Here is an 18,504-nt window from a genome sequence, read left to right on the forward strand (position 1 = left end):
CGCGTCAGCGCGGATTGGCGACGGGCTCGAGCCGCAGCGCGCCGACGCCGGCTGAGAGGTTCACGCCGGTCTCGACGCCGACGGCGAGCGGCTGCAGGCTGATCGAGCGGTTGTTGACGCCGACCAGCGCATTGGCCGAGAGGCCGCCGCCAAAGGCCGCGTTGCCGCCGGCGCCGACGAATTCGCCGGCGAGCGCGTAGGGCGGCACGTTGCGGCCGGCCGAAAGGGCGGCCCAGGCGAAGGTGCCGCCGGTGGTGAAGCCGATGTCGAGGCCGAAGCGGCGGATCGTGCCGACATAATGTTCGACCGGGCCGCGCCGCGGCTTGAAGACGCAGGACAGGGCGCGGCTCGAGGTCAGCACGAAGCCGAAGCCCGCCGAGACGTTGCAGGTCAGGACGCCGGCCTGGGTCCAGGCGGCCTGCGCCCCGCCGCCGCCGGCGAGGACGCCGAGCAGGCAGGCGCCGGCGAAGGCGGCGCGGTTGAAGGAAAGAAACTTGGCCATGACGACTCCTGAACGATCGGCGTTGACCTTCGCGCGCGTCCGGCCGAAGGTCGCCTCCCTTTCGCGGCGCAGGCGCGCGCGGGAATGAAGCGAGGCGATCTATAAGCATGAAGGGGCTGGCGCGCCAGTTCTCCGCCTTCCTCGGCGTCGGCGTGGCGGCGACGGCGCTGCATTACGCCGTGCTGATCTGTCTCGTCGAAATGTTCGGGGTCGCCGCGCCGCCGGCCGCGCTCGCCGGCGCGCTCGCGGGGGCGGTCCTGTCCTATGGCGAGAACCGCCGCCGCACTTTCAGCTCGACGCGCTCGCATCGCAGCGCCGGCCTGCGCTTCGGCCTCGTCGCGCTCGGCGCGGCGGGCCTCACTTATGCGCTGATGCGGCTGTTCGTCGATGGGCTCGGCGCGCCCTATATCCCGGCGCAGATGGTCGCAAGCGGGATCGTCACGATCTGGACCTTCGCGGCCCATCGGCTGTGGACGTTTCGGGAGCCGCCCCGCGCCGCTGGGTCGTAAGGCGTCCGCGCGGCAAGGCGTCCACGCGGGCGGGCGGCCGCCCGGCGAAGCGCCCCATGCCGCGCGGCCCCGGGGGCGGTCATGGCGCCTGACGCGCCTCGGGCGGGGCGCCGCCAGGCGCCGCGGCCGGCGCAGGGTCCGCGGCCGCGGGCGCGGCCGAGCGATATTCGATCGGCTGGGCCTGAAGCAGGGGCGGAACGTTGACGAGCGGGCCCGTGGCGAGGATCGGCCGCGCCGGCCCGACAGTGCGCACCTGCGCGAGAGCGGCCGCCGCGGATCCGGCGAACAGCGCGGCGACCCCCGCCGCTATGGCGAACTGCTTCATCCCCCCAACTCCAGCTCTGGGCCGGACTTCGCCCGGACAACCCTCTCCATAACGTGGACGTCCCCGCTTCGGTTCACGACGTCGTTAAAGAAAGCTTTATGGCGAGCCCGGCAATTGGCGAGCCCGGCATGTGGCGCGGCGCGGGCGTTTTCGCCGGGCGCGGGAGGCGGCGCCCGCGTCAGATCCCTGCGGGCAGGCGCCGGCTCATGCGCCAGGCGCGCGGCGACATGCCCGCCCATTGCCGGAAGGCGCGGGCGAAGGCTCCGACTCCACATGCAGCGCGAGGGCGATCTCGGTGATCGGCGGGCGGGCTGGGCCAGCATGCGGCGGGCGATCTCGAACAGGATCTCGTTGTGGATTTCCTGAAAGGTGACGCCTTCCGCCGCCAGCCGCCGGGTCAGGGTGCGGCGCCCGACGTTCAGCAGCGCGCACACGTCCTCATGGGCCATGGGACGCTTGATCAGCGCCGCGCGCAGCAGGCGCCGCACCTGCTCGGTCGCATTGCCGGCCTCCTCGGCCTCGAGCAGGTCGAGCTGCTCCTGCAGCATGTGGCGCAGCAGCGCGTCCGTCTTCGGAAGCTTGTGGTCGAGCCAGGAGGCGCGGAAGCGAAGCGCGCTCCGTTCCGCGTCGAATTTGACGGGCGCGCCGAAGAACTGGGCGTAGCGGGCGGGACTGGACGGCTTCGGCCGCGACAGCGACACGTCGACGAAGGAAAACTGCGGCCCGCACAGGCCCGCCATGATGTTGCGCCCGATGGCCAGCGCGCCGTCATAGATGAAGGGGCGCCCGGGGCCGTCGTAATGGGAGATCGAATAGCCGAGAAATGCGTCGACCCCGTCTACTTCGACAAAGGGAGAGGCGCCCCGGTCATGGTGATGCAGATAGCGCACGAGGTCGCCGAGCGCGGTGCGCACGTCTACCGCCTGTTGCAGCAGAAAACCGCTCAACCCGAGGGACGACGCGCCGGCGCGTTCGCCGATGAGCAGGCCGAAATCCTCGCGTCCCGTGGACCGGACGCCGAACGAAAGGATGTCGCCGAGCGAGTCGAAGGGGATGGCGTTGTCCGGGTGGTCGAACACGTCGCAGGGCAACGCCGCCTTGCGCAAGATGTCGTCGAGCGGCAGGCCGAACTGGCGCATCAGATCCGGCACGGCGCCGGCCACCGCGATCCGCACATGGCCGGGCGGCAGCAGGCGTCCGAGGCCCGCGCGATAGATCGGAATGACAGGCGCCTGCCCGTTGGCCTCCGGGACGTCGACTTCATGCGAAAGACTGGACATGGCGCGGGGGAAATGAACAGACGGCGAGAAGAAGCAAGGCTCAATCTGTCGTCTGGCGTCCTGATCTGTCAAGTCGATTCCGGCCGCCGCGGACCGCCGCGCGAAAAACGCGAAAGGCGGCGGCCGAAACACGGCCGCCGCCTTTGTCCATGCGCCCCGCGCGGCGCGGCAAACGCCGCCGTCCGGCTTACTTGGCGGTCTTCTCGACGGCCTGCATCACGGTCTCGGACCCATGCGAGCGGCAATATTCGGTCGCGACCTTGATGTTGCGGGCGAGATACCGCAGGTCGATCGTCGAGCGGTTCTCCTTGGCGCCGAAATAGCCCGCCATCCAGGCCGTGATGAAGGGCATGCGCTCTTCGGGCGATTCGACGAGCTGCTTGCAGGTGATGAGCGACATGTCGACCATCACCTGCGCCCGGGCGGCGGAAGCCGCGCCGAGCGTCATCATCGCGACGGCGGCGGCGATCTTGATTTTCATGGGAGCTTCTCCGGATTCGGCGCGGCGGGCCTTATTGCTTGGTGGCGGTGGCGCGCTGCAGGCCGTCCATCAGGGTTTCCTGCGGATAGGAGGCGCACCACTTCGTGACGTTTTGGACGTTGCGCGCGAAGGCCTCGAGATCGACGGTGGTCGAGCCGGTCTTCTGGTTGAACCAGCCGCTGAGCCAGCCGCTGGCCAGCGCCGCGTCGGCGGGCGTCATGGCGAGGAAGTCCTTGCAGGTGACGAGGCGCATGTCGATCATGACCTGCGCCTGCGCCGACGCGCAGACGAACGCGCCGGCGAGGCCGAGCGCGATGGCGAGTTTGCTCATTGTCTTTCCCTGGCGTTTCTTGAAACGGGCGGTCTTCTGGAACAGGCGTCGCCTGAAACGGCGAATCGCGACGCATGTCCCGGTTGGCGGCGGCCTGACGCCTCAAGGGGTCGCGTCCCCTTGCGAAAGCGCGGCCGGGTCAGCGGTCCCGCGGCGCGACGAGCGCGCGGCAGGCGGGGCTGATCTCGTTGCGATATTCAAACAGGCAGCCGCGGATCTCGTCGCGGTTTGGAATATACGCGGAACAATATTCGAAGGCGTCGCCCTCGCAGGCGGCCTGCTCTTCGGCCAGGGTGGCGGCTTGCGCGGAGGCCGCGCCGAGCATGGCGGAAAACAGCAGGGCTGCGGCGATCGACAGGCTTTTGGCGGGCATCGGTCTTACTCTCCTGGCGTAAACTGGGTCTGGCGCGCAAGAGCCGGCGCTCGACGTGCGCCCGCCCGATCCGGCGGCGGCGCCGACGAGGCCGACATAGACGCCGGTCCAGTTGTAGAAGGGCTATGCGCGCCCCGCGTCCGGCGGCGCCGGGAGGCGGTTCGCCCAACCGTGGCGGCCTGACTCTGCGCATAATCCAAACGGAGCGGGCGAACTTGACAGTTTTCACCTTGAATCTGACAGCCCGCGCTCATCGCGGCGCAGGCGCGAAGACGCCGGGCCGCTGTGTGTTTCCGGCAACAGGGGGGTGCGCGGCGGCCGTGGGCCTGACGCGGATCTAGGGCGCGGCGCGCGCCTCGCGCCTGAAAATCAGCATGATCTGCCGGCCGATGTCGGTCGGCGACAGGCGCCCCGGCCTGTACCAGACGCTCGCCGTGTTGATGAGGTTGAGCAGAAGGACGCGGTAGAGACTGCGGTCGAGCCGCCCGTCGAGCGGCAGGGCGTCGACGAGCCGGGTGAAGACGGTCTCGAATTCGTCGCGCCGCTCGACGAGCCGCGCCCGCACGTCGGGCGGCACGGCGCGCAGGTCGTTCATCAGCGGCGTCGTCACGGAATGGGGGTCGAGCTGGATCTCGATAAGCTGCGCGCAGGCGGCTTCGAGGCGGTCCCACGGGTCTTCGCGGCCGGCCACCGCCTCCTCGATCAGATCGGCCGCCCCCTGGAGGGCGAGCTCGTGGATTTCGAGGAACAGCGCGTCCTTCGACTTGAAATGATGATAGAGCGACCCGCTGAGCAGCCCCACCTGGTCGGCGATGTCGCGCATCGAGGCGCCCTGATAGCCGCGTTCGGCGAACAGGGCCGCGGCGGCCTCGACGATGTCGAGCCGCCGGTCGCCGCGCCGCTTCTTCAGAAGGGCGCGCATGGTCGCCGAGCGGGACGGCCTGGTCTCCGCCGTCGCCTTGGTCATGAACCTTCTCCAGCGCCTGTCCCGCGCCGTCCGCGAGGTTCCTTGCGCAGCAAAGGGCCTTGGCGGCGTCGCGTCAATAGATGGCGTCGGCCGAGCGGGCCTGCTGGCGCAGGAGGTATTTCTGCATCTTGCCCGTGGCCGTCTTGGGAATGGCGCAGAACACCACCTTCCTCGGGATCTTGAAGGCCGCGAGATGCTGGCGGCAGAAGGCGACGATCTCGGCTTCGGTCGCGGCCGCGCCCGGGCGCAGCTCGATGAAGGCGCAGGGGACCTCGCCCCATTTCGGGTCGGGCGTCGCGACGACGGCCGCCATCATCACGCTCGGATGCTGGCACAGCGCGTCCTCGACCTCGACCGAGGAGATGTTCTCGCCGCCCGAGATGATCACGTCCTTGGAGCGGTCCTTGATCACCACATAGCCGTCGGGGTCGCGCGCGGCGAGGTCGCCGGTGCGCAAATAGCCGCCCTCGAAGGCGCGCCGCGTCGCCTCGGGATTCTTCAGATAGCCCTTCATGGCGATGTTGCCGCGGAACATGATCTCGCCGATCGTCTCGCCGTCGGCCGGCGCGGGCTCGAGCGTCGTCGGGTCGAGCACGGCCATCTCCTGCTGCAGCGGATAGGCGACGCCCTGGCGGCGATTGAGATGGGCGCGCTCCTCGGTCGAGAGCTGCGCCCATTCGGGCTTCTGCGCGCAGATCGAGGCCGGCCCAAAGGTTTCGGTCAGGCCATAGACATGGGTCAGCGCCAGGCCGAGCCGCTCGGCGCCGGCGATGACCGCCTTCGGCGGCGGCGCGCCGGCGACCAGCCCTTCGACGCGCACCGGCCCGCCGGCGGCCTCGGCGTTCGCCACGAGCAAATTGTAGACGATCGGCGCGCCGCACATGTGGGTGACGCGATGGGCGCGGATCAGCTCGAAGATCTTCGCCGGGTCGACCTTGCGCAGGCACACGTTGAGGCCGCCGACCGCCGCCATGGCCCAGGGGAAGCACCAGCCGTTGCAATGGAACATCGGCAGCGTCCACAGATAGACGGCGCGCTGCGGCAGGCCCCAGGCGAGGATGTTGCTGACCGAGGCGAGATAGGCGCCGCGATGATGGTAGACGACGCCCTTGGGGTCGCCGGTGGTGCCGGAGGTGTAGTTGAGCGCGATCGCGCTCCATTCGTCGTCGGGCGGGCGGATCGCGAAGGCCGGGTCGCCGCCTTCGATGAAGGTCTCATATTCGATCGCGCCGATCAGGCGCCGGCGCGGCGCGGCGGCGTCGTCGACGTCGATCACATAGGGCGCGGGGCCATCGACGAGCGCGAGCGCCTTCTCCATCACGTCGGCGAATTCGGGGTCGACGAGCACGACCTTCGCGCCGGCGTGCGACAGCATGAAGGCGAGGCTTTCGGCGTCGAGCCGCGTGTTGAGCGTGTTGAGGACGGCGCCCGTCATGGGCGCCGCGAAATGGGCCTCATACATCGCCGGCACGTTCGGCAGCATGACCGAGACCGCGTCGCCGCAGCCGACGCCGAGCCGGGCCAGCGCCGAGGCGAAGCGCCGGCAGCGCGCGGCCGTCTCGCCCCATGTGAACCGCCGGTCCTCATAAACGACGCTCGGGCGCTCCGGCGCGACGCCGGCCGTGCGTTCGAGAAAGCTCAGGGGCGACAGCGGCACATAATTGGCGGCGTTCTTGTCGAGATGCGTCTCGAACGGATTGGCGCAGGCCTCCACGGCGGTTCTCCCTGAAAAATCGCTTTTGGTCTTATGGTCTTATCGGCTGCGCCGCGGCCGGCGGCGCGCGGGCTCAGGGGCGGTCAAGCGCCTTCGTGAGCTGCGGGGCGAGGTCGAACAGATCGCCGACGAGGCCGTAGTCGGCCGCCTGGAAAATCGGCGCCTCCTCGTCCTTGTTGATCGCGACGATGACCTTCGAGTCCTTCATGCCGGCAAGATGCTGGATCGCGCCCGAAATGCCGACGGCGACATAAAGCTCGGGCGCGACGATCTTGCCGGTCTGGCCGACCTGAAGGTCGTTTGGCGCATAGCCCGCGTCGACCGCGGCCCGGCTCGCGCCGACCGCGGCGCCGAGCGCGTCGGCGAGCGGCAGGATGATTTCGTCGAAGCTCTCCTGCGAGCCGAGCGCGCGGCCGCCCGAGACGACGACGCGGGCCGCGCCGAGTTCGGGGCGCTCGCTTTTCGACAGCGTCTCGCCCAGAAAGCGCGCGCGGAACGTTCCGGGCGCAGCCTCGACCGTCTCGATCGGCGCCGGCGCGGCGGCTTCGGGCGCGGGCGCGAAGGCCGAGGCGCGCAGCGTGGCGACGAGCTTCGGCTCGGCCGAGCGCACCACCTCGATCGCCGCGCCGGCGTAGATCGGGCGCTCGAACATGTCGGGCGCGAGGATCTTCGTCGCTTCGGAGACCTGCGCCACGTCGAGCAGCGCGGCGACGCGCGGCAGCGCGCTCTTGCCGAGGCTCGTCGCCGGCGCGACGATGGCGTCATAGGCGGGCGCGAGCGCAAGGATCAGCGCGGCGACCGGCTCCGACAGGCGATGCGCCAGCGCGGGGTCTTCGGCGAGCAGGATTTTGGCCGCGCCCGAGAGCCTGGCCGCGGCCTCCGCGGCCGGGCGGCAGGCCGCGCCGCAGACGAGGACATGAACCTCGCCGCCGAGCGCGCGCGCGCCGGCGAGCGCGCGGGCGGTCGCCTCGTTGAGGGCGGCGTCGTCATGGTCGGCGAGAAGAAGGGTCGTCATGCAAGTTTCTCCTGACGGCGGCGCGGGACCTAGAGGACGGCGGCTTCGGTCTTGAGCTTCTCGACAAGCTCCGCGATCGAGGCGAGCTTCACGCCCGGCTTGCGCGGAGCGGGCTCGCGCACCTTGAGCACTTCGAGGCGCGGCGTCGCGTCGACGCCGAGCTGCGCCGGGGTCGTGACGTCGAGCGGCTTCTTCTTGGCCTTCATGATGTTCGGCAGGGAGGGATAGCGCGGCTCGTTGAGGCGCAGGTCGGTCGTGACCACCGCCGGCAGCGTCAGGGCGAGGGTCTGCGTGCCGCCGTCGATCTCGCGCTCGACCTCGGCCGTTTCGCCGGCGAGCGTGATTCTGGCGGCGAAGGTCGCCTGCGGCCAGCCGAGCAGGGCGGCGAGCATCTGGCCGGTCTGGCCGCAATCGTCGTCGATCGCCTGCTTGCCGAGAATGACGAGGCCCGGCGCCTCGGCCGCGGCGACGGCGCGCAGCAGCTTGGCGACGGCGAGCGGCTCGACCGGGCCGTCATGCTCGACCAGAATGGCGCGGTCGGCGCCGCCGGCGAGCGCGGCGCGCAGCGTCTCCTGCGCTTTCGCCGGGCCGATCGAGACGGCGACGATCTCGCGCGCCTGGCCCGCCTCCTTGAGCCGCAGCGCGGCCTCGACGGCGATCTCGTCGAAGGGATTCATCGACATCTTGACGTTGGCGAGCTCGACGCCGGAGCCGTCCGGCCGGACCCGGACCTTCACATTGTAGTCGACGACGCGTTTGACGGGGACGAGGATCTTCATCGGGCGTGAACCTCAGGAAATTAAAGGGGGCGCGGTCAGAAGGCTTCGGCGTCGAGCGCGACGATCGAGGGCGCGCCGGCCTCGATCATGCGTCCGAGCCCCAGGGCCTCGGGCAGCATGCGCGCGAAATAGAAGCGCGCGAGCGCGAGCTTGCGCCGCGCGTGCGGCGAGGCGGCCTCGCCCTGCGCCAGCGCATGGGCCGCCATGCGCAGCCACATCCAGCCGAAGGCGACGAGGGCGAGCAGGCGCAGATAGTCGGTCGCCGCGGCGCCGGTCTCGGCCGGGCTCGCGCCGGCCGAAAAGCGCGCCGTCGGCTTGGCGAGGATCGCCAGCGCCTCGCGCAGGTCCCGCACGAAGCCTTCCGCCCCCGGCTGCGCCTCGGCCGAAGCGCAGCTCGCCTCGACCAGCGCGACAAAGCGGCGGATCGGGCGCCCGCCCGCCTGCGGCAGCTTGCGGCCGACGAGGTCGGCGGCCTGGATCCCGTTCGTGCCCTCATAGATCTGGGCGATGCGCGCGTCGCGCACGAACTGCTCCTGGCCCCATTCGCGGATATAGCCGTGGCCGCCGAGCACCTGCTGGCCGAGCGTCGTCGCGCGGAAGCCGAAATCGGTGAAGGCCGCCTTGACCACCGGAGTCATCAGCGCGACGAGCTCGCCCGCCGCCTCGCGCGCCGCGGGGTCGGGGTCGGCGGTCTCCCGGTCCATCTCGAGCGCGGTCCACAGCGCGAGCGCGCGCCCGGCCTCGACGAAGGCGGCCATTTCGAGCAGCATCTTGCGCACGTCGGGATGCGCGATGATCGGCGAGGGGCCGGCGCCGTCCGGGCCGCGGCCCTGCAGGCGCTCCCTGGCGTAGAGGGAGGCCGTCTGATAGGAGGCGTCGGCGAGGCCAAGGCCCTGCACGCCGACGAACAGCCGCTCGGCGTTCATCATGGTGAACATGGCGGCGAGGCCGCGATTGGGCTCGCCGACGAGCCATCCCGTCGCGCCGTCATAGTTCATGACGCAGGTCGGCTGGGCGTGAATGCCCATCTTGCGCTCGAGCGCGCCGACATGCACCGCGTTGCGGGCCCCGAGCGATCCGTCGGGCTTTGGCAGGAATTTCGGCGCGAGGAACAGGCTCAGTCCCTTGACCCCGGCGGGCGCGTCGGGCGCCCGCGCGAGCACCAGATGCACGACGTTCTCGGCGAGGTCATGGTCGCCCGACGAGATGAAGATCTTGCTTCCGGTGATCTTGTAGGAGCCGTCGGGCTGCGGCTCGGCGCGGGTCTTGAGCAGGCCGAGGTCGCTGCCGGCCTGGGCTTCGGTCAGGTCCATGGCGCCGGTCCAGACGCCCTCGACGAGTTTTGGCAGATAGGCCGCCTTGAGCGCGTCGGAGCCATGGCGCTCGAGCGCCTCGGCCGCGCCGCGGGTCAGGCCGCCGAACAGGCCGAAGGAGAGATTGGCGGCCGACAGCATCTCGTCGACGAGGATCTGCAGGCTGCGCGGCAGGCCCTGCCCGCCATGGTCGGGCGAGGCCGAAAGGCCCGGCCAGCCGGCCGCGACGAAGGCCGCGTAGGCCTCGGGAAAGCCTTTGGGGGTGGTGACGGCGCCGTTCTCGAGCCGGCAGCCTTCCGCGTCGCCCGAGGCGTTGAGCGGGCGCGCGACCTCGGCGCAGAATTTGCCGGCCTCCTCGAGAATCTGCCGGGCGAGCGCGGCGTCGACGCCGCTGAAGGCGGGCAGCGCGGCCCATGCCGCCTCGGCCGCAAAAATCTCGTCGATGAGATAGGTCATGTCCGCGACGGGCGGCGCATAGGCGGCCATGGGCGTTCCTTCCGATGTTGGCTTCGTTCGCCGATTCTGGTCCCGCCCGACTTTCGTCCCGCGGCGGGGCGCGGCCAGGCGCAGCGCCGGTCCGTCGAAGGGCGACGCCGCTCGGGCGGTCGTTTGTTTTAACCAAGCGACTGTTTGATAACGTAGTGCGCAAGCACGGTCAATGGCTTGCGTCTAGTTCTCTGGTCGCAGACGGGGGCGGCGTCCGCGCCACCGGCGCTTTGCAAAGTCGCGTCCCATATTTTATGGATTGAATATGTTGAGGACTGAGCCGGCGTCCCGGACTTTGGGCGAGCGTTGGGAGAGGCCATGAAGGCTGAGGGGGGGCGCCCCTCGCCCCTGCCCGAAGAAACGGCGCATGCGGCGGGGTTCAGGCAGGCGCGGCGCGCACGGCGCAGCGAGCTCGTCGAGGATTATGTCGAACTCATCGCCGATCTCGTCGCCGGCGTCGGCGAGGCGCGGCAGGTCGACATCGCCGCCCGCCTCGGCGTGGCGCAGCCGACCGTCGCGAAAATGCTCGTTCGCCTGCAGCACGACGGCTACATCAGGCGCGAGCCCTATCGCGGCGCCTTCCTGACGCCGAAGGGCGAGGCCCTCGCCACCCGAAGCCGGCTGCGCCATGCGCTCGTCGAGCGCCTGCTGATCCGTCTCGGCGTGAACCCGCAGACCGCGCGCCGCGACGCCGAAGGCATGGAGCATTACGTGAGCCCCGAGACGCTCGACGCGTTCCGCGCCTTCCTCGGCGAGCCCGACGGCTGAGGCGCGTCGGCGACGCCGGTTCTTCAGACCGGGCCCGCTTGTGGGAGGGCGGACGGCGCAGGAGACGGCGCAGGAGACGTTGCAGGAGAAGACGCCGATGAAGACCGCCATCTTCAGATCCGCCCGCGCCGTGCTCGCCTGCGCCGGTCTCGTTCTTGGCGCAGCCTCGCCGCTCGCGGGTTGCGCCGCGAGCTATCATCCCTATGGCTGGCCGGCGGGCGCTCCCGCCGGGCCGTCGCTGGCGCCGCAGCCGGCGCGCTGAGGCGGCCGGCGCTCTCGGCGCGACGGCGACGGCGGCGGGTTTTTCGCCGCTTCGCCCGACGCCCGGGACGCGGCCGGGCGCGCGCGGAAAGAGGCGGCGGGCGGCCTCTTGGCGGCGCGCCCCGACCGGCGTAACGTCCGGCGCCTGTCTCGCCAGCGCCCCGCCGGCTTTCGCGGAAACCGACATGCTCCGGCCAAACACCGCCCGCATCGACGCCCCGCGCCCGCCCGCACGGCGGCGATGACGCTGCCCGGCGCGCGCGAATGGATCTTCGCGCTGAAAACCCTCGCGGCCGGCCTCGCCGCGCTCTATGTCTCGATGTGGGCGGGGCTCGAGCGCCCTTACTGGGCGCTCGCCACCGTCTATATCTCGAGCGGCGCGCTCGCCGGGGCGACGCGCTCCAAGGCCGTCTACCGCTTCATCGGCACGCTCGTCGGCGCGGCGGCGGCGGTGGCGCTGACGCCGGCGCTCGTCAACGCGCCCGAGCTGCTCTCGCTCGCCATCGGGCTGTGGGTCGCGCTCTGCCTCTATCTCTCCATGCTCGACCGGTCGGCGCGGGCCTATGCGCCGATGCTCGCCGGCTACACCGTGGCGCTCATCGGCTTTCCCGCGGTCGACACGCCCGGCGCGATCTTCGACGTCGCCGTCTCCCGCGCCGAAGAAATTGGCGTCGGCGTGCTCTGCGCGGCGCTGGCCTCGGGCACGATCCTGCCGCAATCGGCAGTCCCGGCGGTCGTCGCGCGCGTCGAGGACTGGATCGGACGGGCGCGGCGCTGGGCGCTCGACGCGCTGCGGCGCGCGCCGACCCCGCTCGACGACGAGGCCGAGCGGCTGCGCCTTGCGGCCGACGCCATCGCGCTCGACGCCTTCGCCGCGCCGCTGCGCCATGAGCCCTGGGGCGGGCGCGGCCTCGCCCGGGCGCTCGCCGCGCTGCGCCAGCACATGCTGATGTTCCTGCCCATCGCCGCCTCGATCTCCGACCGCGCGGAGGCGCTGTCGCGCGCCGGCGCGCTCGGGAACGCCGGCCCGGCCATGAGCGAGATGTCGGACTGGCTGGCGTCCGGATCGACCGCCGAGGCGCATGCGCGCGCCCTGCGCGACAAGCTCGGCGCGCTCGCGCCGCGGTTCGGCGCGCCGGGCCATGCGCCGCCGGACTGGCGCGACCTGATGCGGGCGGGGCTCGTCCAGCGGCTTCAGAACTTCATCGACCTGCGCCAGGATTCGCGCCGGCTGCTGCGCCAGATCGCCGCCCATGCGCCGGACGCGCCGGCGGGCCTCGCCTTCTCCTATACGGCGAGGGCGCGCGCCGTTCGGCACCGCGACCATGGCATGGCGCTGCTCTCGGGCCTCAGCGCCTCGTTCGCCGTCGGCCTGGGCGCGCCCATGTTGCGCGCTTCGCTCGTCGCCGTCCTGATCTCCTGCGCGGTGTGGATCGCGCTCGCCTGGCCCGGCGGGTCGGCCACGCCCATGTTCGCGGCCGTCGCCTCATGCCTGTTCGCGGCGCAGGACGATCCGGCGCCGACCATCCTCGGCTTCGCCGGCGCCTCGCTCATCGGCGTCGTCGGCGCGGGCGTCGTCCTGTTCGGACTTCTGCCCCATGCGACCAATTTCGAGATGGTGGCGCTTGCGCTCGCGCCGGGCCTCCTCGCCAGCGGGCTCCTGCTGGCCTTGCCGCGCACGGCGGCGATCGGCGCCGGCGCGAGCGTGACGGGGACGAGCGCGCTCGCCATCCAGAACGCCTATGGGGCCGAGCTTCCGGACTTCGTCCAGTCGAGCGTGGCGCTCATCGCCGGCGCCTGGATCGCCGCCTTCGCGACCAGCCTCGTGCGGTCGGTCGGCGCGGGCTTTTCCGCCGAACGCCTGCGCCGCGTCAACCGCCGCAGCCTCGTCGCGGCGGCGCAGGGGCGCGGCGGCGAGAGCGGGCTCGAACTTGCGGCCCTCATGCTCGACCGCCTGGGGCTGCTCGCGCCGCGCCTCGCCGCCCTGCCGCGCGAGGACGTCGCGGGCGCCGGCGAACTGCTCAAGGAGGTGCGCGTCGGCATCAACGTCGTGGAGCTGCGCCGTGTGCGCCGCCAGCTTCCGGCGCGGGGGCGCGAGGCCGTCAACGCCGCGCTCGCCGGCGTCGCGCGTCATTTCCGCGGGCGCGACGACGCCGCCCCGCCCGAGCTTCTGGGGCGCATCGACGCCGCGCTCGACGCGGTCGCGCCCGGCGCCGGGAGCGCGGCCGCGGACGCGGCGCTCCTTGGCCTCGCCGGCCTGCGCCTCGCGCTGTTTCCAGACGCGCCGGACTGGCGCGTGTCCGAAGGGGGCGCGGCGTGAGCGAGGACCTGAACGTCTATGGCGTGTTCGTCCCCGCGCTGGCGCTGTGGATGCTGCTCGCCTTTCTCGCGAGCGCGCTCGTCAAGGCGGGGCTCGCCCGCCTCGGCTTCTATCGCTTCGTGTGGCGCCGGCCCCTGTTCGATCTCTCGCTTTACGTCCTCATTCTCGCGGCCGTGGTCTTTCTTGCGCGCAGGGTCTCCTCATGAACGCCGCCGTCGGCTCTTTTCTGCTTCGTTTCGCGGTCACCGCCGCAGCCGTCGCCGTGGCCGGCGTCGCGGGCGTCGCGCTGTGGGGCTATTACGTCGAGGCGCCCTGGACGCGCGACGGACGGGTCCGCGCCGACGTCGTGGCCGTCGCGCCCGACGTCTCCGGCCTCGTCTCCGAGGTGCTCGTCTCCGACAATCAGGGCGTCAGGCGCGGCGACGTGCTGTTTCGCATCGATCCCGAGCGCTTCGGCCTCGCGCTGCGTCAGGCGGAGGCGGAGTTCGCCGGGCGGCAGGCGTCCTATGAGCAGGCGGCGGCCGACTATGACCGCTACGCCAAGCTCTCCGACGCCGCCGTCACGCAGCAGAAGCTCGAGGCGGCGCGGGCGTCGAAGCTCACGGCGCAGGCCGCGCTCGACCGCGCGGCGGCCGACAGAGACCTGGCGAAGCTCAATCTCGAACGCGCCAGCGTGCGCGCGCCGGTCAACGGCCATGTCGCCAACATGGGCCTCCTGCCCGGCGCCTATGTCGCGGCCGGCCATGGCGTGTTCGCGCTGATCGACGCCGACAGCCTGCGCGTCGAAGGCTATTTCGAGGAGACCAAGCTCGCGCGCATCCATGTCGGCGACCGCGTCGAGGTGCGGCTGATGGGCGACGACGCCGTGCTGACCGGCCGCGTCGAAAGCGTCGCCGGCGGCGTCGAGGACCGCGAGCGTTCGGCCGGCGCCAATCTCCTCGCCAACGTCAACCCGACCTTCGCCTGGGTGCGGCTCGCCCAGCGCGTGCCGGTGCGCGTCGCGCTCGACGCGGACGCCGACCGCGCCAAGCTCGTCGTCGGGCGCACGGCGACCGTCTCGGTGCTCGGGCCGGCGAAGGCCGCCGCGCCGCCGCGCTGAGGCCGGCGCTCGGGCCTGCGTGTCGCGATTACGCCTCGGGATGGAGAAAGGCGTGCACGGCGTGGATCGCCGCCGCGCCTTCGCCGACCGCCGAGGCGACGCGCTTGGTCGAGCCCGAGCGCACGTCGCCGACCGCGAAGACGCCGGGGCGCGAGGCGGCGTAGGGCGCGTCGGTCGCGCCGCATCGCGCCTGCGCGCCGGTCAGGACGAAGCCCTTGTCGTCGAGCGCGAGGCAGCCGCCGAGCCAGTCCGTGTTCGGCTCCGCGCCGATCATGACGAACAGCGCGCCGATCTCGCGCGTCTCCATCGCGCCCGTCGACCGGTTCGCCCAGGTCGCCGCGCGCAGGCGCTCGTCGCCATGCAGGGCGACGATCTCGCTATGCGCATGGAGCGTGACGCGGGGCGAGGCGGCGATGCGGCGCACAAGATAGTCCGACATGGTGGCGGCGAGGTCGGGGCGGCGCACGACGATATGCACGTGGCGGGCGACGCCCGAAAGGAACATCGCCGCCTGTCCCGCCGAATTGCCGCCGCCGACGACGACGGCCTCGAGCCCGGCGCACAGCTGGCCCTCCATCGGCGTCGCCGCATATTCGACGCCGGCGCCCTCGAATTTTTCATAATTCTCGAGGTCGAGCCGGCGGTAGCGCGCCCCGGTCGCGACCACGACCGCGCGGGCGCGCACGTTTTCGCCGCTCTCGAGGGCGAGCGCGAAGGGCGCGCCCGAACAGTCGAGCCCGCCGACGCCGCGCGCCACCGCAAGATGCGCGCCGAATTTCTGCGCCTGGATCTGCGCCCGACCGGCGAGCGCCTGGCCCGAGACGCCGGTCGGGAAGCCGAGATAGTTCTCGATGCGCGAGGACGTGCCGGCCTGGCCGCCCGGCGCGAGGGTTTCGAGCACGATCGTCTTCAGCCCCTCGGAGGCGGCGTAGACGGCGGCGGCGAGGCCGGCCGGCCCCGCGCCGACGACGGCGACGTCATAGACGGCGTGCGGATCGAGCGGCTCGGTGAGGCCGAGGCTGTCGGCGAGCGCCGCGGTCGTGGGATTGGCGAGCGTGACGCCTGCGGGCGCGACCACCGCCGGCAGCGCGTCGGCTTTAAAGCCGAGCCGCGCCGCGAGCGCCGCGCCGTCGGGCGCCTCGACGTCGAGCGCCTGGAACGGATAGGCGTTGCGGGTGAGGAAGCGTTGCAGGCGGATCATGTCGGCGCTGTCGCGCCGGCCGACGAGGGTCACGCCGCCCGCGCCGCGGCGGATGAAGCCCACGCGGCGCAGGATGAAAGCGCGCAGAAGCGTTTCGGCGAGCTCCGCCTCGCACGCGAGAAGCCGCCTGAAGTCGGCGCTGCGCACCCGCACGAGCTTCGCGCCGGCGCCGGCCCGCGCGGCGGCGATCATCGCGCGGTCGTTGAGGAGGTTGAGTTCGCCGGTGAACTGCCCGGGCCCGAAGGCCACGAACGGCGTCTCCCCGCCGCACAGGTCGCTGACCAGAATTTCCACCTCGCCGTCGAGCACGAGGAAGAAATCGACGTTGCGGTCGCCGCGCCTGAACAGCCAGCCCGACGTGTCGAAGCTTTCGACCACGCCATAGGGAACGATGCGCGCCACGTCGTCAGGCGTGAGAATCGGATAGGTCTGCGCCTTGCGCGCGGCGGGGTCGGCGGGGTCGAGGACGGGTTCATGCGTCATTGGGCGCTCCTTGGGCATCGATCTCGCCGGCGTCGCGGCGCGCCGCCGGCGTCATTTTCGCACGCCCCGCGCGGCCGTGGAAGGCGTCAGTCCGCGAAGTCGCCGGGGCCTTCGGGGCGGGCCGAGGAGGCGCCGAGGCCTTCGCGGCCGCGCGTGCCCGACCGGTCGTAGCTGGCATGGTCGGCGTGCTCATTGTTGACGGCGTGCGTCGACATCGTCTGCATCTTGCTTTCGGTCATGTAGTCCTGGGCGAAGGCGACCGTCGCCGAGAAGGACAGGATCGCGAAGGTCGAGGCGGCGGCGAAACGGACAAGACGGGCGTTGGCGGACATGAGATTTCCCCTTTGCTCCGGCGCCGCCGGAGTGCCGGGCGGCGCGTGTTGCGATGGGGTTAGAAAGCCACAGGCGCGGCCTGCGCGAAATTATACATGGGTATGCCGCGCTGATACTTTAGACGCCTTCGTCCGCGAGCGCCGCGCGCAGCGCCTTCGCCCGCCTGTTGAGCGCGCCGAGTTCGGCGGCCGACATTCCCGAGCGCGCGAGCAGCGTTTCGCCGAGGCGGCCGCAGCGCTCGCGCATGGCGCGCCCGCGCGCGGTGAGCCTGATCTTCACCTCGCGCTCGTCGTCGGGGTTGCGCGCGCGCGCGACGAGGCCCGACGCCTCGAGCCGCTTCAACAGCGGCGTCACCGTGCTCGACTCAAGAAACAGGCGCCGCGCGATCGCCCCGACGGCGCGTCCGTCCTGCTCCCACAGCGCGTGCAGGACAAGATATTGCGGGTAGGTCAGCCCGAAACGGTCGAGCAGCGGCTTGTAGACGCGGGTGACCGCCATGCTCGCCGCATAGAGCGAGAAGCACAGCTGGCTGTCGAGAGGTGGGGCGGCGGGCACGGCGAAGGCTCCTGTTCGCGCAGGTCGATATCATGAAAAAGAATATCGCGATAATCAATCCTGCGGACAGGACGCCGTCGCGGGAACGCGAAGATATATGTCGCGATAATCAATATCGCGAACACTCACATGCGACGGACCGCAGGCGTCATTTCGCAGACGTCAGCCCGAAGATTTCATGGAGACGCAACGCGCTCGACGTCTGGCTGGCGCGGACGAGGGCGCCCGAAACATGGATGGCGTCGCAGCCGCGCGCTTCGAGCGTTCTCGCGAAAGCGATCACGCCCTTGACGGGCGAGCCGCCTTCGACCCGGTCGGTCACGGACACGCGCACGGTCACGGAACGCCGGCCGGAAAGGCGGCGCGCACGGCGTCGTAGAGTTCGAGCGGACAGCGCAGGCGGCTTTCGAACGTCAGCCTTCCGATGCAAAAAGGCTCAAACAGCTTGGGTCCCGCCGGGCCCTCGCGCGGTTTTGCGACGCGTCATGGCCGGCAGGCCAGTTCGTCGACCGTCGCCTGCGAAACATAATGCGGCCCGTCGAACAGAAACAGGCTGTGGCCCTGCAGCGCGGCGATCTGCGTCTTGAGCTCCTGCGGGGTCGCGGCGCGAAAGCCCCCGCCGGCCTTCGGCCTGAACGCCTCGACGACGACGGCGAGGCGGGACGGCCCGAGCCGCTTCGAGAGCGTCGCGGCGTATTCGGCGGCGACGGAGGGGTCGCGTCCATGCGCGCCGACGCCGTCCTGGAAGAAGACGCCGACGTCGTGCGGCAGCCAGCGTTCGAGCCAGTCGGCGAGCTTTTCGGGCCCCATGGCGCTCGAATCATAGACGCTGATCCAGAGCGGGCGCGGCAGCGAGGCGAGCAGGGGGCCGAGATCCTTCGCCCTGGTCCAGCTCGGATCGACCTCGACCGGAAAATAATAGCCCTCGACCGCAAGCGGGGTCGGCAGCGTGGCGAGGCGCGCCGACAGCGCGACGAGCTTGGCGACGTTCGCGCGCGCCACAGGCTCCGAATAGGCGCCGGCGAGGCCGAGAATCACTTTGCGCGCCCAGGGCTCCGAGGCGATCCGCCGCCAGTCCGGCTTCTTGGCGAAGCCCGGCAGGCCGGAGCCCGGCGTGAGCGCCATGCCGTCGACGACGGTCCATTGCACGAGCAGGGTGTCGGCCCCAAGGCGGTGCCAGTCGCCCGTCGGGTTGATCGTGGCGTTGTCAGGCTGCCAGACGACGCCGCGAACGCAGCTCTGCTTCGCCGCCGCCCGGGCGGTCGTCGCGACGCCGGCGGCGAAGCAGGCGGCGACGCCGAGCGCGCGGGCCGTCGCGCAGAAAAGCCGTTTCGCGCTCACTCTGAACTCCTGCTTGATCGGCCGGCCGCGCCGCCAGCGCCCGCGTCGCCACTGTGGCGCGGATTTGT

Annotated in this window: 22 protein-coding genes; 6 read left to right on the forward strand and 16 right to left on the reverse strand. The window is 71.3% G+C overall.

Going from position 1 to position 18,504, the window contains the following annotated elements; all coding sequences use genetic code 11:
- Positions 1–4: 4 nt before the first annotated feature.
- Positions 5–502 (reverse strand): DUF992 domain-containing protein, encoded by a 498-nt coding sequence (locus ACILRB_RS04300; protein WP_395665062.1) that lies wholly within the window; start codon positions 500–502, stop codon positions 5–7.
- 107 nt (positions 503–609) lie between these two features.
- Between ACILRB_RS04300 and ACILRB_RS04305 the strand changes: the two genes are divergently transcribed.
- Positions 610–1,011 (forward strand): GtrA family protein, encoded by a 402-nt coding sequence (locus tag ACILRB_RS04305; protein WP_395665063.1) that lies wholly within the window; start codon positions 610–612, stop codon positions 1,009–1,011.
- Positions 1,012–1,090: 79 nt separating this feature from the next.
- Here the strand turns inward: ACILRB_RS04305 and ACILRB_RS04310 are convergent, their stop codons facing one another.
- From ACILRB_RS04310 to ACILRB_RS04355, 10 genes are all read right to left on the reverse strand, one after another.
- Positions 1,091–1,336 carry a hypothetical protein gene (locus ACILRB_RS04310; RefSeq protein WP_395665064.1) on the reverse strand — a complete coding sequence of 82 codons (246 nt, stop codon included), beginning with the start codon at positions 1,334–1,336 and terminating at the stop codon, positions 1,091–1,093.
- Positions 1,333–2,616: an AraC family transcriptional regulator ligand-binding domain-containing protein gene (locus ACILRB_RS04315; protein WP_395665065.1), complete on the reverse strand. Its 1,284-nt coding sequence runs from the start codon at positions 2,614–2,616 to the stop codon at positions 1,333–1,335. Before ACILRB_RS04315 ends, ACILRB_RS04310 begins: the two co-directional genes overlap by 4 nt.
- Before the next feature lie 187 nt (positions 2,617–2,803).
- Positions 2,804–3,097, reverse strand: a complete 294-nt coding sequence (locus tag ACILRB_RS04320; RefSeq protein ID WP_395665066.1) for an HdeA/HdeB family chaperone — start codon at positions 3,095–3,097, stop codon at positions 2,804–2,806.
- Between the two features lie 31 nt (positions 3,098–3,128).
- Positions 3,129–3,428, reverse strand: coding sequence for an HdeA/HdeB family chaperone (locus ACILRB_RS04325; RefSeq protein WP_395665067.1), 300 nt, complete (start codon positions 3,426–3,428; stop codon positions 3,129–3,131).
- A 139-nt stretch (positions 3,429–3,567) separates the two neighbouring features.
- Positions 3,568–3,801, reverse strand: coding sequence for a hypothetical protein (locus tag ACILRB_RS04330; protein WP_395665068.1), 234 nt, complete (start codon positions 3,799–3,801; stop codon positions 3,568–3,570).
- Positions 3,802–4,138: 337 nt separating this feature from the next.
- Positions 4,139–4,768: a TetR/AcrR family transcriptional regulator gene (locus tag ACILRB_RS04335; protein WP_395665069.1), complete on the reverse strand. Its 630-nt coding sequence runs from the start codon at positions 4,766–4,768 to the stop codon at positions 4,139–4,141.
- Between the two features lie 73 nt (positions 4,769–4,841).
- Complete coding sequence (locus ACILRB_RS04340) at positions 4,842–6,482, reverse strand: acyl-CoA synthetase (RefSeq protein WP_395665070.1); 1,641 nt, start codon at positions 6,480–6,482, stop codon at positions 4,842–4,844.
- 73 nt (positions 6,483–6,555) lie between these two features.
- Positions 6,556–7,497 (reverse strand): electron transfer flavoprotein subunit alpha/FixB family protein, encoded by a 942-nt coding sequence (locus ACILRB_RS04345; protein ID WP_395665071.1) that lies wholly within the window; start codon positions 7,495–7,497, stop codon positions 6,556–6,558.
- A 29-nt stretch (positions 7,498–7,526) separates the two neighbouring features.
- Positions 7,527–8,276 carry an electron transfer flavoprotein subunit beta/FixA family protein gene (locus ACILRB_RS04350; RefSeq protein ID WP_395665072.1) on the reverse strand — a complete coding sequence of 250 codons (750 nt, stop codon included), beginning with the start codon at positions 8,274–8,276 and terminating at the stop codon, positions 7,527–7,529.
- Positions 8,277–8,311: 35 nt separating this feature from the next.
- Positions 8,312–10,075: an acyl-CoA dehydrogenase C-terminal domain-containing protein gene (locus ACILRB_RS04355; RefSeq protein WP_395665073.1), complete on the reverse strand. Its 1,764-nt coding sequence runs from the start codon at positions 10,073–10,075 to the stop codon at positions 8,312–8,314.
- Positions 10,076–10,393: 318 nt separating this feature from the next.
- Here ACILRB_RS04355 and mntR point away from each other — a divergent pair, with 318 nt between their 5' ends.
- The 5 genes from mntR (at position 10,394) to ACILRB_RS04380 (ending at position 14,523) form a co-directional block, all read left to right on the forward strand.
- A complete protein-coding gene (gene mntR / locus ACILRB_RS04360; RefSeq protein ID WP_395665074.1) occupies positions 10,394–10,843 on the forward strand; it encodes a manganese-binding transcriptional regulator MntR in 450 nt (149 codons plus the stop codon).
- 40 nt (positions 10,844–10,883) lie between these two features.
- Positions 10,884–11,105, forward strand: a complete 222-nt coding sequence (locus tag ACILRB_RS04365; RefSeq protein WP_395665075.1) for a hypothetical protein — start codon at positions 10,884–10,886, stop codon at positions 11,103–11,105.
- 240 nt (positions 11,106–11,345) lie between these two features.
- Positions 11,346–13,424: an FUSC family protein gene (locus ACILRB_RS04370; protein WP_395665076.1), complete on the forward strand. Its 2,079-nt coding sequence runs from the start codon at positions 11,346–11,348 to the stop codon at positions 13,422–13,424.
- On the forward strand, positions 13,421–13,630 hold the full coding sequence (locus ACILRB_RS04375; RefSeq protein ID WP_395665077.1) for a DUF1656 domain-containing protein: 210 nt from the start codon (positions 13,421–13,423) through the stop codon (positions 13,628–13,630). Before ACILRB_RS04370 ends, ACILRB_RS04375 begins: the two co-directional genes overlap by 4 nt.
- Positions 13,627–14,523, forward strand: coding sequence for an efflux RND transporter periplasmic adaptor subunit (locus ACILRB_RS04380; RefSeq protein ID WP_395665078.1), 897 nt, complete (start codon positions 13,627–13,629; stop codon positions 14,521–14,523). Before ACILRB_RS04375 ends, ACILRB_RS04380 begins: the two co-directional genes overlap by 4 nt.
- 28 nt (positions 14,524–14,551) lie before the next feature.
- On the opposite strand, the gene ACILRB_RS04385 is transcribed toward ACILRB_RS04380, so the two are convergent.
- From ACILRB_RS04385 to ACILRB_RS04405, 5 genes are all read right to left on the reverse strand, one after another.
- On the reverse strand, positions 14,552–16,207 hold the full coding sequence (locus tag ACILRB_RS04385) for an FAD-dependent oxidoreductase (RefSeq protein WP_395665079.1): 1,656 nt from the start codon (positions 16,205–16,207) through the stop codon (positions 14,552–14,554).
- Positions 16,208–16,293: 86 nt separating this feature from the next.
- A complete protein-coding gene (locus ACILRB_RS04390; protein WP_395665080.1) occupies positions 16,294–16,539 on the reverse strand; it encodes a hypothetical protein in 246 nt (81 codons plus the stop codon).
- Between the two features lie 118 nt (positions 16,540–16,657).
- The gene (locus tag ACILRB_RS04395; protein WP_395665097.1) at positions 16,658–17,038 is read right to left on the reverse strand and encodes a MarR family winged helix-turn-helix transcriptional regulator; all 381 of its coding nucleotides are present in this window, start codon (positions 17,036–17,038) and stop codon (positions 16,658–16,660) included.
- Between the two features lie 205 nt (positions 17,039–17,243).
- Positions 17,244–17,435, reverse strand: a complete 192-nt coding sequence (locus ACILRB_RS04400; RefSeq protein WP_395665081.1) for a hypothetical protein — start codon at positions 17,433–17,435, stop codon at positions 17,244–17,246.
- 143 nt (positions 17,436–17,578) lie between these two features.
- On the reverse strand, positions 17,579–18,436 hold the full coding sequence (locus ACILRB_RS04405) for a hypothetical protein (RefSeq protein ID WP_395665082.1): 858 nt from the start codon (positions 18,434–18,436) through the stop codon (positions 17,579–17,581).
- Between the last annotated feature and the right edge of the window lie 68 nt (positions 18,437–18,504).

Origin of the sequence: Methylocella sp., from assembly GCF_044226135.1 — a bacterium.
In the GTDB taxonomy this organism is placed as follows: domain Bacteria; phylum Pseudomonadota; class Alphaproteobacteria; order Rhizobiales; family Beijerinckiaceae; genus Methylocapsa.

Coding starts and splice junctions, on each gene's coding strand:
- ACILRB_RS04335 (WP_395665069.1), bottom strand. CDS start 4,768: ATGACCAAGGCGACGGCGGAGACCAGGCCGTCCCGCTCGGCGACCATG.
- ACILRB_RS04390 (WP_395665080.1), bottom strand. CDS start 16,539: ATGTCCGCCAACGCCCGTCTTGTCCGTTTCGCCGCCGCCTCGACCTTC.
- ACILRB_RS04320 (WP_395665066.1), bottom strand. CDS start 3,097: ATGAAAATCAAGATCGCCGCCGCCGTCGCGATGATGACGCTCGGCGCG.
- ACILRB_RS04310 (WP_395665064.1), bottom strand. CDS start 1,336: ATGAAGCAGTTCGCCATAGCGGCGGGGGTCGCCGCGCTGTTCGCCGGA.
- ACILRB_RS04345 (WP_395665071.1), bottom strand. CDS start 7,497: ATGACGACCCTTCTTCTCGCCGACCATGACGACGCCGCCCTCAACGAG.
- ACILRB_RS04330 (WP_395665068.1), bottom strand. CDS start 3,801: ATGCCCGCCAAAAGCCTGTCGATCGCCGCAGCCCTGCTGTTTTCCGCC.
- ACILRB_RS04385 (WP_395665079.1), bottom strand. CDS start 16,207: ATGACGCATGAACCCGTCCTCGACCCCGCCGACCCCGCCGCGCGCAAG.
- ACILRB_RS04395 (WP_395665097.1), bottom strand. CDS start 17,038: ATGGCGGTCACCCGCGTCTACAAGCCGCTGCTCGACCGTTTCGGGCTG.
- ACILRB_RS04300 (WP_395665062.1), bottom strand. CDS start 502: ATGGCCAAGTTTCTTTCCTTCAACCGCGCCGCCTTCGCCGGCGCCTGC.
- ACILRB_RS04305 (WP_395665063.1), top strand. CDS start 610: ATGAAGGGGCTGGCGCGCCAGTTCTCCGCCTTCCTCGGCGTCGGCGTG.
- mntR (WP_395665074.1), top strand. CDS start 10,394: ATGAAGGCTGAGGGGGGGCGCCCCTCGCCCCTGCCCGAAGAAACGGCG.
- ACILRB_RS04380 (WP_395665078.1), top strand. CDS start 13,627: ATGAACGCCGCCGTCGGCTCTTTTCTGCTTCGTTTCGCGGTCACCGCC.
- ACILRB_RS04325 (WP_395665067.1), bottom strand. CDS start 3,428: ATGAGCAAACTCGCCATCGCGCTCGGCCTCGCCGGCGCGTTCGTCTGC.
- ACILRB_RS04315 (WP_395665065.1), bottom strand. CDS start 2,616: ATGTCCAGTCTTTCGCATGAAGTCGACGTCCCGGAGGCCAACGGGCAG.
- ACILRB_RS04355 (WP_395665073.1), bottom strand. CDS start 10,075: ATGGCCGCCTATGCGCCGCCCGTCGCGGACATGACCTATCTCATCGAC.
- ACILRB_RS04350 (WP_395665072.1), bottom strand. CDS start 8,276: ATGAAGATCCTCGTCCCCGTCAAACGCGTCGTCGACTACAATGTGAAG.
- ACILRB_RS04370 (WP_395665076.1), top strand. CDS start 11,346: ATGACGCTGCCCGGCGCGCGCGAATGGATCTTCGCGCTGAAAACCCTC.